This is a genomic window from Paenibacillus prosopidis, assembly GCF_003337375.1.
Lineage (GTDB): Bacteria > Bacillota > Bacilli > Paenibacillales > Paenibacillaceae > Pristimantibacillus > Pristimantibacillus prosopidis.
Genome location: NZ_QPJD01000003.1, coordinates 344233 through 357113, shown reverse-complemented (window position 1 = coordinate 357113; position 12881 = coordinate 344233). Strand labels below are relative to the sequence as shown.

Here is a 12881-nt window from a genome sequence, read left to right as displayed (position 1 = left end):
AAATGTATGCGCTTAAATGGATCTTCATATTTCAAAAATCGTTCGCCATTTACTGTATAATAACCCTCAGTGTGCATCGGTCCCGACTTTTCTGAGAGTGGAAAGTCAAATAATGAAAGTTTTGTTCATAAAACTAAGCGAATGCTTACGAAGCGGGTTTTGCTTCACAAAACTAAGCGAATGCTTACGAAGCGAGTTTTGCTTCACATAACTAAGCGAATGCTTACGAAGCGGGTTTTGCTTCACAAAACTATAAGGAGGTTTATTTGTGTTGCTTCAAAAACTAAAACAATCTTGGCTTTCCAACCTGCGCGGTGATATTTTATCGGGTATAACCGTTGCGCTTGCCCTTATTCCAGAATCCATTTCATTCTCGCTCATGGTTGGCGTGGGTCCGATGGTCGGACTATACGCCTCATTCTGTATCGCCGTCATTATTTCTATTGTTGGCGGAAGACCTGGCATGATCTCAGCCGCAACAGGAGCAATGGCTTTGCTTATGGTTTCGCTGGTCAAAGACCATGGTATCGAGTATTTGTTCGCTGCTACGATTTTGGCAGGCATTTTGCAATACGTAATGGGTGTACTGAAGCTTGGACAGCTTATCCAATTCATACCGCAATCGGTTATGCTTGGCTTCGTCAACGCACTAGGCATCCTGATCTTCACGACGCAGCTTGTTCATTTTGTAGGCGCAACCTGGATCATGTATGCATTAGTTGCTTTGACGCTTCTCATCATTTATATACTGCCAAGATTTACGAAAGTCATTCCATCCCCGCTTGCGGCGATCATAATCGTTTCCATTATCGCAGTCGCTATTGGTGCGGATCTCAAAACGGTTGGTGACAGAGGCATTATAGAAAGTACGCTTCCGCTGTTCCACATTCCGGACGTATTGTTCTCACTTGACACCTTGTGGATAATTTTCCCTTATTCCTTATCACTGGCAATCGTCGGCATCTTGGAATCGCTGCTGACGGCTTCGGTCCTAGATGAAATGACGGACACGGCCAGCAACAAAAATAAAGAAGTCCGCGGTCAAGGTTTAGCCAACATCGTGACCGGCTTTTTTGGAGGTATGGCAGGCTGTGCTTTGATTGGTCAATCGGTCATTAATGTAAAATCCGGTGGTCGAACCAGACTTTCTACGCTTGTCGCAGGCTCATTTCTGTTATTTCTTATTATGGTATTAAGCGATGTGGTCAATAAAATTCCAATGGCAGCATTAGTCGGCGTTATGATTATGGTATCCATCAGCACATTTGACTGGAAATCCGTCATCAACATTCATAAAGTACCTCGAACGGATGCATTCATTATGGTTGCTACCGTTACGATTGTCCTTATTACGCACGATTTATCGAAAGGTGTATTTGCAGGCGTGCTGCTCAGCGCACTAGTCTTCGTTTGGAAAATCGCGAAAATTCGCGTATCCACTTCAGATGAAAAACCGCAAATAAGAACATATCGGATAAAAGGACAGCTGTTTTTTGGAACGACAACCAGCTTTGTCGCCTCGTTTGATTATCAGAATGATCCGCAGCATGTGGTATTGGACTTTAACAACTCTCATGTCTGGGATCAATCCGCGGTGACCGCCATTGCCAAAGTGAAAAGTAAATATGAGCAGCAGGATAAGCAGGTCAATTTCATCGGACTAAATGAAGAGAGTAAATTAATCATTCGCAAGGTAGGCATAACCTTATCAAGCGGACATTAAACAATAGGGGCTGTTCTATAAGGTCAATGACCATATGGAACAGCCCCTTCTCGCTTTCTTATTTCTCCAGCTTCTCCTTAGCCGCATCGACGAGGAAGTCAAACAACTCATCATCCTCTTCGATTAAATCTTCCAATGCAGTCAGCTGCTCCTCCTTGCCCGATTCATGCAAGAAAAACAAGCCATAGCCCCATTCCGTACCTCTCTTGCTGTGCAAAGTGATTTCGTATTCATTCACGTGATCTTCAACCCCGAATTGAACCTTGCCTACATAACCGTCTTCCTTTGAATACGTCATTGCTGCATCCAGTACTTTGATGTTAATCAATTTTGTTCTTCCTTCCTATTCTGTTGTTACGGCGCGAGCTGATTGATTTGATTGAGCAGCTCATTAATTTTGTTGATCGTATCCGGAATACCGGTTGATTCGAACACAGCTCTTCCTTGCTCAATATTCGTTAAAGCTTGATCAAGCCCCTGCTGCAGAGTCGCATTATATTCAGATATGGATTGATGAAGCTCTTTCGCATAATCCGGCACCTGAAGCGCTCCATATTGCTGAACCTGTTCCTTAAGCGCAAGTAGACGTTCCTTCAAATCGGTTCTTGCGTCCAGGTCGGTCATTGCTTGCTCCGCAAGAGCATTCATATCTTGTCCAAAGTCCGTTAACGATTGTAAGTATTCCGTCGTTTCCGTAGCAAAATTTACCGTTTGTCCTACATCCTCAATAATACCACAGCCTGCTGTCAGAAGCATTATGGAGAGCATCAACATCGCCACGCTCCGTTTAATCATCCGATCCCTCCTCAGTGAAGTGCTATAAGAATGTTTGTTCAAGTAGAATAGCATAGCAAAATTTGCCACGCAACCTGCTTGGTTGAACGCCTATCCACTCTCAAGCATACATTACAATACGATATCGGCTCTGGCTGGTTTCGTGTATGTCACGAGAGGGTGATTGGGATGGAAATTCAATTATCGGCGCTTCACTGGGTTTACTTAGGCTTCATAATCGCCATTATTGGATTTATGCTGATGCGGCGCGACACAACACTCATATGCATTGCGGGGATCTTGGGAATCGGGATACTTGCAACTACATCGGCAAGCGGTTCGGTAAGCGGTATTTTCAACAGTTTTATTTATGCCATTAAAGAATTATTAGGTACGATTTTAATTATATCCATTATCGTTGCAATGAGTCGCATCCTCATCCGTACGGGAATAAACGAAATAATGATATCACCCTTCGCGCGGTTTTTAAGAACGCCTGCACTGGCCTTCTGGGGAATCGGACTGATTATGATGGTAACTTCATGGTTCTTCTGGCCTTCGCCTGCTGTAGCGCTCATCGGAGCCGTATTGCTGCCCGTAGCGATTCGGGTTGGCTTACCAGCGCTAGGAGCTGCTGTTGCCATGAACTTGTTCGGTCATGGCATCGCTTTGTCAGGAGATTATATTATCCAAGGGGCACCTAAGCTTACAGCTGATGCCGCGGGGATATCTGTAAGCGAAGTGATGCAGGCTAGTATTCCGCTTGTTATTGTCATGGGTGTAGTAACGACTGTATCAGCCTTCTGGATGATGCGCCGCGATCAGCGTCTTGGAACGTGGAAGGACGGACTCATCGTTTCAACAAATGATCCGCTGCAAGTACGAGACCTCTCGGCAAAAGCTGATCGCGAGGCGCTTTCGCTTCGCACGAAGCAATGGCTTGCCGTTATCATACCAATCTTATTCGCTATAGATGTCGTCACGATGTATATGCTGGATCTTCAAGGAGGAGATGCTACCGCACTTATCGGGGGGACGGCTATCCTCATCATGCTCCTCATCACGATGCTGACGCATCGCGGCAAAGGCTTTGAGAAAACGACCAGCTATTTGATCGAAGGGTTCCTATTCGGCTTTAAAGTGTTCGGTCCCGTCATACCGATCGCCGCATTTTTCTATTTGGGAGACTCCGGCTTTCTGGCGATGTTCGGCGAGAAGCTCCCTGAAGCCTCTCACGGAATCGTGAATGACCTGGGTATTGCACTAGCGCATGTCGTTCCAGTGAACGGCGTTGTCGGATCCATCACGCTAACTATTGTTGGCGCCGTAACCGGGCTTGATGGCTCGGGCTTCTCCGGAATATCCCTCGCAGGCTCTATCGCACAGCTGTTCGGGCATGCTATTGGCTCCGGTATTGCCACCTTAACCGCTCTCGGTCAAGTAGCGGCCATCTGGGTAGGCGGCGGTACAATTATACCGTGGGCGCTCATTCCGGCAGCAGCCATTTGTGGAGTCGATCCATTCGAGCTGGCACGTCGTAATTTGAAGCCGGTGCTTATCGGTCTTGCAGTTACGACTGTCGTGACTATGTTTTTAATTTAAGCTTTATGTAGGAGGTAGGAAGGATAAAATTGGAAATGGGTTGCAAATTAAAAAATCAATGAAACAAGCTGCCTCCGAAATCGTACAACTATTGTAGAAGTTTCTATGACTTGTACGACTTCATTCAAACGGAGGGAATTAGATGTTCAAAACAGCTATAGGCCGACTGCGTATCGTCGGATTTTTTGAAGGGATATCTTTTCTTGTGCTGCTGCTCATCGCAATGCCGCTCAAATACTGGGCAGATATTCCGCAGGTGGTCACTATTGTAGGCGGACTGCATGGACTTTTATTCGTCCTTTATATGCTTGCTCTCGCACATGTCTGGCTCGTACGCCGCTGGTCGATCTTGAAGGTTGCAGCCGCGTTTATTGCCGCTTTCATCCCGTTCGGTACTTTCGTTCTCGACAATAAGCTGCTTCGCAATCACTCGTAACCACAAGCTATCCAGGACTGTCTGGATAGCTTGTTTTTCCCTAAACAAAATAGCGGGCATCCTCACCCTGGTGCTACAAGGTCGGATACCCGCTCTATGCATGTCCGTATTCACTAATCTCACTTTCTAAAAAATCGGTTTGAATTTCAATTTTGCGGATCCGGTTATCGTCGCGCTCACGAATAACGAAAGTCATGTGGCCATACGTCCACGGTTCGCCGACCGGCAGCTCCGGCTTCTGATTAAACAGCCATCCGCCGATCGAATCGACTTCGTCGCTTTCAAGATCGGTGCCTGCAGCTTCGTTCACTTCGCTAAGTAGCGCTTTCCCGTCAACCATGTAACGCTGCTGCTCGATCACTTCGATCTCCTTCACTTCATCCGCATCGAACTCGTCGCGAATTTCCCCGACAATTTCTTCAATAATATCTTCGATTGTGATAAGACCCGCCGTTCCGCCATACTCATCCAGCAATAGGGCAATGTGCACACGCTCCTGCTGCATCTTTTTCAACAGCTTCTTTATCGGCGTCACTTCCGGTACTGACATGACCGGCTGAAGCAGCATTCGAATGTCAACCTCACTGTCGCTTTCATATTGCAGGAAAAATTGTTTCGTATTCAAGATGCCGATAATATTGTCCTTGCTCCCTTTGGCAACTGGAAACCTTGTATATTGCTCTTTTTTTATAATCGCCACGTTCTCATCGCGCGACTGATCGATGTATAAACAAATCATATCTGTACGGGGCACCATAATTTCACGGGCAAGCCGTTCGTCAAAATCGAAGATGCGGCTCACATAGCCGTATTCGCTTTTGTTGATTTTACCGCTCTCATAGCTTTCGGACAAAATAATCCGAAGCTCTTCTTCCGAATGCGCTTCATGCTCCTTCGCCGGTTTATAGCCGAACAGACGCACTAAACGATTGGCAGAGCCATTGAGCAGCCAAATGAACGGATACATCACTTTATAAAAAATGATGATGAGCGGCGCTGTAAGCTGGCTAATCCTCTCCGACATAATAATAGCAAGAGTTTTCGGGAAAAGCTCGCCAAGAACAACGTGCAAATACGTCACAATGACAAAAGAGATGACAAACGACAGCAGTGAGCTTAATTCACCTTCAATATTCAGCCGATCGAATATGGGATGCAGAAATTGTTCGATCGTCGGTTCACCGAGCCAGCCGAGCCCGAGCGCGGTTATCGTAATACCTAGCTGGCAGGCGGATAAGTAACCGTCTAAATTTTTTGTTACTTGCTCAACAGCCTTTGCGTTTTTGATTCCCTCGGCAACCATCTGATTGACGCGGCTAGAGCGCATCCGGATAATGGCGAACTCCGTAGCAACGAAGAAGGCTGTAAATACAAGAAGCACCGCGAATAAAAAAAGCTTTAAAACCATCGTAGTCTCCCTTTTGCATTGGTGATGATATTAGTAGCCCACCTCGACAGACGCAATAACGACGTAGATCAAATCGTTTTTATCATCTTTATCGGGCAGGACGACACCGCTCGTCGTAAGCATGCCTCCGTCTACCAGCTCAACAGAGACTTGGCCGTAAGGCAGTACGGCTTTCACCTGCTCGACATCCAGCAGAGCCTTGTCGCAAGGCAGCGCAAGCTTAACGCGCACCTTCATATTGTCCAAGGTGCCGCCCGGCAGCACGGACCGCAGTCCCGGCATTGAATTGTGGTGAATGGCGTTTTGAACCGCGCGCACCGATGCCTTCGTAATATTTTGACCGTGCAGGTCGCATCCCATGCCAATTTCTATGAAAAATAAGTTGTCCACTTATACAGCCTCCCCCTAATTTGCTAATTCAATACATCTTTTCCCCTTTACCAGGGCACACCTTCGTCGCTGTTTGCGTTTTCGCCGATTTGTGAGTAGCTCTGCGACTCATTAGGAACATCAGACGGCTGCTTGCTGCCGATAAGCGGCAATACATCAACGAGATCAAGCGGCTGCAATAGCTCGACTGGCGACATTCCTTTATCAAATTGGAAGGCGTCCCCTTCAATAACGACCAAATAACGGCCATTATGCTTGGCAAAATGAATCGACGCGCCGAAGTCGGCAAGCAGCCCTTTGATCGTTACGCTGTCGAGCTTGAACGAAAACGGCAGATCAGGTTTTTGCTCGACTAATGCCGCAGCTGCAACTTCCACCTGCTCCTGCGACCACCATTCCTGCAAATCGCGCTTCTCGCTTGCCGCCCATACCTCGACCGCATTTTCCTCCTCACGCCGTTCCGAGCTTTCATCCTCCTGCCATTTGTCGGCAATGTATTGATGAACCATCTCGACGACCTGCTCGCCCATCACCTCAGGTAGCGGCTTCTCATAAGAAACATATTTTAAGAAGTCCTCAAAATACCGCGCATGCGAAGCCTGATGGATTTTCAGCTCCCAATGCTCAAGCATGCCTTCCTCCGGCATATGCGGATATTGGATCGACTTGATGCTGCGGGCGCTTATAGCCATTTCCACTTGCGATATGAGGTTGCGTTCATCAGAAATCCGTGCGATCTTCGGCTCGAAGTCGCATTTTAGCAAAAATAAAAAAGGTTCGTCGAAATAAGTGTTCAGCTTCGAAAGCGCGATGATAAAAGCTCCGCCCCTAACGGCACTCGTATCCATATAAATCCGAACGAGCTCATCGGCAATGCCTATGAACCGTTCCTTCGAATCCGCATCGCGGAGCCGTTGAAATAAATTATAGTTTTGGTTGCTCCCAAGCTCATAGCCGGGTTCGACCATAAATCGTCCAATCTTCGTCGGCGCTCCAGCCGAGTTCGGATTGCGTTCAACCTTTCTTTTTACAATCCGCTTAAATTCATCATCCAGAAATCTCTGAATTTCACTGTCCTCATACGTATCCTCATCGAGTGTCTGATAATGCTTAAAGCGTTTGCCGGATGAGGTGGCACTCTCGTCCCCGTCAGTATGAATAACGAAAAAGGATAAATATTGCATTTGAAAATCCACGACTATTATTCCCCCATGCTTACTCATGTCTCTTACTAGAATTGTGAATCTATTGTAGCTTAATATGGAGCAGCTTGATAACGGTAGGCCGGACTGCGCTCCGTATCGTCATAGCTGCGGTGCCAGATGCCCGTCGTTGCAGGAGACATTGGCGGAATGAGCCATGACCACCGTCCGGTGACCTTCCGGCCGTTTTCCTGCTCCTGCTTCTCGAAGCGGAGAAACTGCTCCGCAGCCGTATGATGATCGACAATGCTAACGCCATGCTTCTTGAACGAGTGTAGCACGGCTATATTTAATTCCGTTAACGCGCGATCCTTCCAAAGCGAGGTGTTTGTCGAAGTGTTCAGTTTAAACAGTTCAGCAACCTTGGGTAGTTGATTATAACGATCTGCATCGGATAAGTTTCGGGCCCCGATTTCAGTTCCCATATACCAACCATTGAAAGGTGCGGCCGAATACGAAATGCCGCCAATCTCCAGCTCCATATCCGAAATAAAAGGGACAGCATACCATTGCAGCTCCAGCTTCTCGAAATCGGCATGGTCAGGATGAGACAAGGGAACCTCGAGCACGGTTCCGCTAGGCAAAGGAAACCACTGAGGCGTTTGCTGCCCCTTTTGAATAACAAGCGGCAAAACGTCGAATCGGGAGCCGTCTCCCTTCCAACCGAGCTTCTCGCAAACTTCCGTGAAGGCTAGAGACGAAGAATCGCCTACAATATCCGCTTCCGTTCGATACCCCGCATAACGGACAAGCTGATGATTCCATATTCGGATACAGTTGTTCGAGTGGCTGGGCGGGAATATTGTAATCGCCGGCCGGATACGTCCGCTGTTTGTCGCATAGGTCATATGCCGGAAAATCCGTTCTGCCGCCTCAGGTTCATCCTGAACGTCACGTGCGTCAAATACCTCCAGCGATTGCCAAAAAAGCCGGCCAATACAACGGTTATTGTTGCGCCAAGCCATTTTCGCCCCATGCATCAGCTCCTCGGACGTATGTGAATACGCGCCAGTCCGTTCAATCTCGTTTACAACTTCATTTATTCGCTGTATTGCATCCCGCTCGTTCTTCCCAAGCTCAAAATACAATTCTCCTATAAAGGCAGCCGCTTCGTTTGCGATTTTTTTGCCGGTTGCAATCATGGTGCAATTCCGCCCTCCGCCAGCTTTAATACAACTCTTCGCTTTCTGTACAGCATCGTTGCCGCTTCCGCCACATCATTCAGCATGCCGCGGTTAATGAATGCCCCAAACAGCATGCCGGCCACCGGTATGAGCTGAAACAGCTTCTTCCAGCCGAAATTATCCCGATAAACAGCTACAACCTCGCGCCAGCCCTGCAGCTGCGACATCATTTGACTGCTGCGGTTGGCTGAATCGTACGCGCTCAGCTCCTCTAAGATCGCTTTCTTTCCTACGATATCGGAAGAAGCGAATTGCATGACCTTCACCGCGAAAATGCGCTCCTCCTTGAGCTTCGGATCGAATCCATAGCAGATCGCTATTTCTTGTATGATTTTGAGCGACAAACCGAGCACAGCCGGAATATCCACCGCTAACGTAAAAATACCGCCGAAACCCGTCGTCGCGCCTTGCAGCGTCGCCATCGTAGAGCGGCTCGAGGCTAGCTCCTCAGCTGTCTGATTCATTACGCTAAGCGGCATAGCTGCCACGCTGTCGATAGATAGATCCTTTTCGGATGCCAATGCGTTCGAACCGCTTGGATCCGACTTACGCTGCATCCGTTCAATTACGGAACGCTCGGAAACGAGATACTTGCCGCCGTTCTGGATATACCCGCCGATTTCATCCACTGCTTGTCCAAGCTTCTCTTGAACGAACTTAGGCGTTACTTTATCGAGCAGCATGAACGGCAGCCGTCCAAGCTTCTCCCAAAACCATAAATCCTTCTGCTCACGCTCCCAAGCCTCTATTTCGTGCAAGGAAGCCGTCAGCTGCTCTTTCGTATCGTTGACATGCCGCATCCTCTGTCACTCTCCTTCTCTGATTGTATTACGCCGACACATTCAGATAGGATTCGTCGTTCACATTATTGTTCTAATTTCCGCCCCGTAAACAGCAGCATAACAAATGAAAAAACAATGATGGAGATCGTCCACGCCCACGCCATTGTAGTATCGCCAGTCTCTACCGCGATATAAATGGCTGTCGGCACCGTTTGCGTTTTGCCGGGGATGTTGCCCGCGATCATCAATGTCGCGCCAAACTCGCCGATGCTTCTGGCAAATCCGAGCACATACGCAGTGATAAGCGACCGCTTAGCCAGCGGAATCGTAATGAAACGCAGTACCTGAGCTTCTCCTGCGCCTGACGAACGAGCAGCATCCTCGAGGTGACGGTCAACCGACGAGAACCCTACCTTCATTGTTTGATAAACAAGGGGGAACGCAACAATGACTGCCGCGATAACTGCGGCGGTCCAGGAAAAGACGACAGGCTGTTGAAATAGCCATTCATAGGCTTGCCCAATCCAGCTTCCGCGTCCAAGCAAGATTAGCAGAATAAATCCGATGACCGTTGGCGGCAGCACGAGCGGCAGCATGATTATCGTTTCTATTATACTTTTTCCTTTGAACGCGCGCAGCGTCATGAGACGCGCTACAATAATGCCTATGGCAGCAGCGATTACGCTAGCTGCCAACGATACTTTTAATGAGAGCAACACAGGGGGTAGCCAATCGTCCCAGTTCATGTCGAAAGCCTCCGGTGCAACGTTATAATGCTACTTATTATACCGAAGTTATGCTTCTCCGCCCAGCAGCGATGTCAGTTTTCCTCTGTGCAGCAGCTTCAGCTTGTGCAAAGCGCGCGTACATCCGACATATAACAGCTTAGCATCCAGGCGCTCATACGCATTCTCTCCGGCATCAGCAATCAGGACCGCATCAAATTCCAGCCCTTTCGATAAATAGACAGGGACAACCGACAACCCGCCGCCATAAGCCGGCTGCTTGCTTTGTACAAGTGAAGCATCAAACCCTTTGCCTTGCAAGTGGTGATAGATTTGCTCGCACTCCAGCGCGGTACGGCCAATTACTGAAATTGTCTCGTATTCACCCTTCGCTTGCCAATCACGAATGGACGCTTCTATCCGGTCAAGCCACTGCTCACCCGGAACCGCTTCGGTTACGACCGGATCTCCGCTCCGGAAGACGGGGACGGCCGGCTTCACGCCGCCGGTCATTTCGCCTAATATTTTGTTCGCAAATTCAATAATTTCCATGGTCGAGCGATAGCTTCGATTAAGCTCATAGAAACCGATTTGTTCTTCATCAAACAAAGAAGTCAGCTCGGCCCAGCTTTGAACGCCGGCATATGCGTGTATACCTTGCTGCAAATCCCCAAGCACGGTCATCGATGCCGTCCGCTGGCATAAACGCAGAACCTCAAGCTGAAACGGCGAGTAATCCTGCGCCTCGTCGATGACGATATGATCGAAGGCCTGCTTCGGCAGGCCAAATAGTTGAAGCTGAATGTACGCGAGCGGCGCCAAGTCTTCAGCAGAAGCCACACCCTGCTTCAATCTATCCGCAGTTGCTACAGCAATTCTCTTAGGCACGCTAGCTGCAGCCTGCTTCCCTTGGAACAGTGAGGCATATAGCTGAATGGTCGTATACGAAGGAATCTTTTTCGAGAAGCTGTTAAACTTCGCAAGAGCCTTCGCCCGTATTTTTTTGTCAGCTACACCCTTCATCTTAAGCTCCGATTCGAACCAGCGGCGAATCCGGCTAACAAGCCTGTCGCGCTTCTTCATCAACGTCTCTTCACCGTAATCCGTGTCATACCATTCGCGCATTTGTTCAGGCTTAAGCTCAAGTCCGTCAATCGGTACGAATGACGTCACCGGTACGATCCGCTTCTCAAAATCAGCAATCCGATCATCAACTATAGCTTTAAAGGCAAGACTGCCTTTAAATCTGCCCGATGCATGCTCGATTTCGTCCGCCGTCCGGCGCTGCTCGAACCAATAAGCCATCGTATCCGAAGGATCGCTGACCGCTATTGCTTTCTCGAGCAATTCAACAGCCCAGTCACTGAAGGTCGTCTGCTGAATGTCACCAACACCGAGCTCAGGCAGTACGCCTGATATATAATCGAGAAACATCCGGTTCGGCGCAAAAATGATCATCCGCTCCGCCCGCATGCGGTCTGCGTATTGATAGAGCAGAAATGCGAGGCGGTGGAGGGCAACTGTTGTTTTTCCGCTCCCTGCTACTCCTTGAATAAACAGGGCTTTGTTGCGATCAGCACGAATAATCCGATCCTGCTCGCCTTGAATCGTCGAGACGATATCGCGCAGCTTGTTATCTTTATTTTCGCCTAGTCTGTATAATAGAAATTCGTCAGTAACCGAGCCTTCCTCCTGGCCGCGCACATAACTGTCGACCAAACGAACAATCTCTCCCTGACGAATCATAAAATTCCTTTTTAAATGTACATAGCCCGAGATTTCACCATCAGGCGAATCATACGCCGCAGGCGCATCTCCTCCGGTGAAGGAATAGAACAAGCTGGCCGCAGGTGCACGCCAGTCTATTACAAGCAGCTCGCTGCTTCCTTGCTTCGCGACGCCGGCTTTGCCGATATACAATGGTTTTTGCTCGCCTTGAGGCAGCTCTTGAAAATCGATACGGCCGAAATACGGCTCCCGCCGGGAAACTTCAAGCCGCAATCTCCGTTCCTCTTGCTGCAAATCGAGCATTTGCTCTGTGAAATCGTCACCTTTGTAGCGCGGACCGATCGCTTGCAGCTGAGCATTAATGTCGCGAAGCGATTCGGTTAACCGTTCCTGCTCCTCTTGATAGGCACTTTGAACCGTCATGTCAGTTACCTCCTAAGATATCTTGTAATGGTGTAGTTCAAGCGTAAACGGTTTTCGCCGTCCGTGGCGGTAAAAGCTCGTTTCGCGGTGAAATAAAGCATCGTATAAGGTTCAAATTTATACTTTATTATATTTGGAAAAAAGCGAAATCCCACTATACCATAGGACAACTTCACAAAGCAATCAAGAATTGGCATTCATTCCAATAAATCCGATTAGCACAATAATGAGCACCAGATTTAGTCCGAGGAGAAATGGAACGCCAACCGTAAACGAGCGATGCTTCGTTTTGTGGCGCCACGCTTTCATCCCAAGCAATGTTCCGCCGGATCCGCCTATAGCACTCAGCAGAAACAATCTTTTCTCCGGAACACGTTGGCGCTGCCGCTTCGCACGCTGCTTATCCATACCCATCAGCGTAAAGGTGTAGCTATTAATAAGAATCAAATAGATGACCAAAATGTAGAACGCCATACGTACAGGACACTTCCTTTCCTAATGGGA

The 12881-nt window shown here is 48.3% G+C and carries 13 protein-coding genes; 3 read left to right on the top strand and 10 right to left on the bottom strand.

What is annotated here, in order from left to right; genetic code table 11:
• The first annotated feature begins 271 nt into the window (after positions 1 to 271).
• A complete protein-coding gene (locus DFP97_RS06515; RefSeq protein WP_114379267.1) occupies positions 272 to 1723 on the top strand; it encodes a SulP family inorganic anion transporter in 1452 nt (483 codons plus the stop codon).
• Between the two features lie 58 nt (positions 1724 to 1781).
• Here the strand turns inward: DFP97_RS06515 and DFP97_RS06510 are convergent, their stop codons facing one another.
• Together DFP97_RS06510 and DFP97_RS06505 are read right to left on the bottom strand one after the other, a co-directional pair.
• Positions 1782 to 2051, bottom strand: coding sequence for a hypothetical protein (locus tag DFP97_RS06510; RefSeq protein WP_342773251.1), 270 nt, complete (start codon positions 2049 to 2051; stop codon positions 1782 to 1784).
• A gap of 26 nt (positions 2052 to 2077) precedes the next feature.
• Positions 2078 to 2518, bottom strand: coding sequence for a DUF6376 family protein (locus tag DFP97_RS06505; RefSeq protein ID WP_114379163.1), 441 nt, complete (start codon positions 2516 to 2518; stop codon positions 2078 to 2080).
• A gap of 168 nt (positions 2519 to 2686) precedes the next feature.
• Between DFP97_RS06505 and DFP97_RS06500 the strand changes: the two genes are divergently transcribed.
• The gene (locus DFP97_RS06500) at positions 2687 to 4099 is read left to right on the top strand and encodes a hypothetical protein (protein ID WP_114379162.1); all 1413 of its coding nucleotides are present in this window, start codon (positions 2687 to 2689) and stop codon (positions 4097 to 4099) included.
• Positions 4100 to 4241: 142 nt separating this feature from the next.
• Complete coding sequence (locus tag DFP97_RS06495; protein ID WP_114379161.1) at positions 4242 to 4535, top strand: DUF3817 domain-containing protein; 294 nt, start codon at positions 4242 to 4244, stop codon at positions 4533 to 4535.
• 94 nt (positions 4536 to 4629) lie between these two features.
• On the opposite strand, the gene DFP97_RS06490 is transcribed toward DFP97_RS06495, so the two are convergent.
• The 8 genes from DFP97_RS06490 to DFP97_RS06455 all read right to left on the bottom strand — a co-directional run bounded on the left by DFP97_RS06490 (position 4630) and on the right by DFP97_RS06455 (position 12851).
• A complete protein-coding gene (locus tag DFP97_RS06490) occupies positions 4630 to 5943 on the bottom strand; it encodes a hemolysin family protein (protein WP_114379160.1) in 1314 nt (437 codons plus the stop codon).
• A 30-nt stretch (positions 5944 to 5973) separates the two neighbouring features.
• The gene (locus DFP97_RS06485) at positions 5974 to 6333 is read right to left on the bottom strand and encodes a Lin0512 family protein (protein WP_114379159.1); all 360 of its coding nucleotides are present in this window, start codon (positions 6331 to 6333) and stop codon (positions 5974 to 5976) included.
• A 47-nt stretch (positions 6334 to 6380) separates the two neighbouring features.
• The gene (locus DFP97_RS06480; RefSeq protein ID WP_245975941.1) at positions 6381 to 7529 is read right to left on the bottom strand and encodes a DUF3900 domain-containing protein; all 1149 of its coding nucleotides are present in this window, start codon (positions 7527 to 7529) and stop codon (positions 6381 to 6383) included.
• 59 nt (positions 7530 to 7588) lie between these two features.
• Entirely contained in the window at positions 7589 to 8677 is a 1089-nt protein-coding gene (locus DFP97_RS06475) for a nitric oxide synthase oxygenase (RefSeq protein WP_114379158.1), read from the bottom strand.
• The gene (locus DFP97_RS06470; protein WP_114379157.1) at positions 8674 to 9519 is read right to left on the bottom strand and encodes an EcsC family protein; all 846 of its coding nucleotides are present in this window, start codon (positions 9517 to 9519) and stop codon (positions 8674 to 8676) included. Before DFP97_RS06470 ends, DFP97_RS06475 begins: the two co-directional genes overlap by 4 nt.
• A 65-nt stretch (positions 9520 to 9584) precedes the next feature.
• Positions 9585 to 10247 (bottom strand): molybdate ABC transporter permease subunit, encoded by a 663-nt coding sequence (modB, locus tag DFP97_RS06465; protein ID WP_114379156.1) that lies wholly within the window; start codon positions 10245 to 10247, stop codon positions 9585 to 9587.
• Positions 10248 to 10295: 48 nt separating this feature from the next.
• Positions 10296 to 12377, bottom strand: coding sequence for a HelD family protein (locus DFP97_RS06460; RefSeq protein WP_114379155.1), 2082 nt, complete (start codon positions 12375 to 12377; stop codon positions 10296 to 10298).
• Between the two features lie 183 nt (positions 12378 to 12560).
• Complete coding sequence (locus DFP97_RS06455; protein WP_114379154.1) at positions 12561 to 12851, bottom strand: DUF1294 domain-containing protein; 291 nt, start codon at positions 12849 to 12851, stop codon at positions 12561 to 12563.
• Positions 12852 to 12881: the final 30 nt, after the last annotated feature.

What these genes read in the sequence shown, in the direction of transcription:
- DFP97_RS06475 (WP_114379158.1), bottom strand. Translation starts at nt 8,677, where the DNA reads ATGATTGCAACCGGCAAAAAAATCGCAAACGAAGCGGCTGCCTTTATA.
- DFP97_RS06495 (WP_114379161.1), top strand. Translation starts at nt 4,242, where the DNA reads ATGTTCAAAACAGCTATAGGCCGACTGCGTATCGTCGGATTTTTTGAA.
- DFP97_RS06460 (WP_114379155.1), bottom strand. Translation starts at nt 12,377, where the DNA reads ATGACGGTTCAAAGTGCCTATCAAGAGGAGCAGGAACGGTTAACCGAA.
- modB (WP_114379156.1), bottom strand. Translation starts at nt 10,247, where the DNA reads ATGAACTGGGACGATTGGCTACCCCCTGTGTTGCTCTCATTAAAAGTA.
- DFP97_RS06490 (WP_114379160.1), bottom strand. Translation starts at nt 5,943, where the DNA reads ATGGTTTTAAAGCTTTTTTTATTCGCGGTGCTTCTTGTATTTACAGCC.
- DFP97_RS06470 (WP_114379157.1), bottom strand. Translation starts at nt 9,519, where the DNA reads ATGCGGCATGTCAACGATACGAAAGAGCAGCTGACGGCTTCCTTGCAC.
- DFP97_RS06500 (WP_114379162.1), top strand. Translation starts at nt 2,687, where the DNA reads ATGGAAATTCAATTATCGGCGCTTCACTGGGTTTACTTAGGCTTCATA.
- DFP97_RS06455 (WP_114379154.1), bottom strand. Translation starts at nt 12,851, where the DNA reads ATGGCGTTCTACATTTTGGTCATCTATTTGATTCTTATTAATAGCTAC.
- DFP97_RS06505 (WP_114379163.1), bottom strand. Translation starts at nt 2,518, where the DNA reads ATGATTAAACGGAGCGTGGCGATGTTGATGCTCTCCATAATGCTTCTG.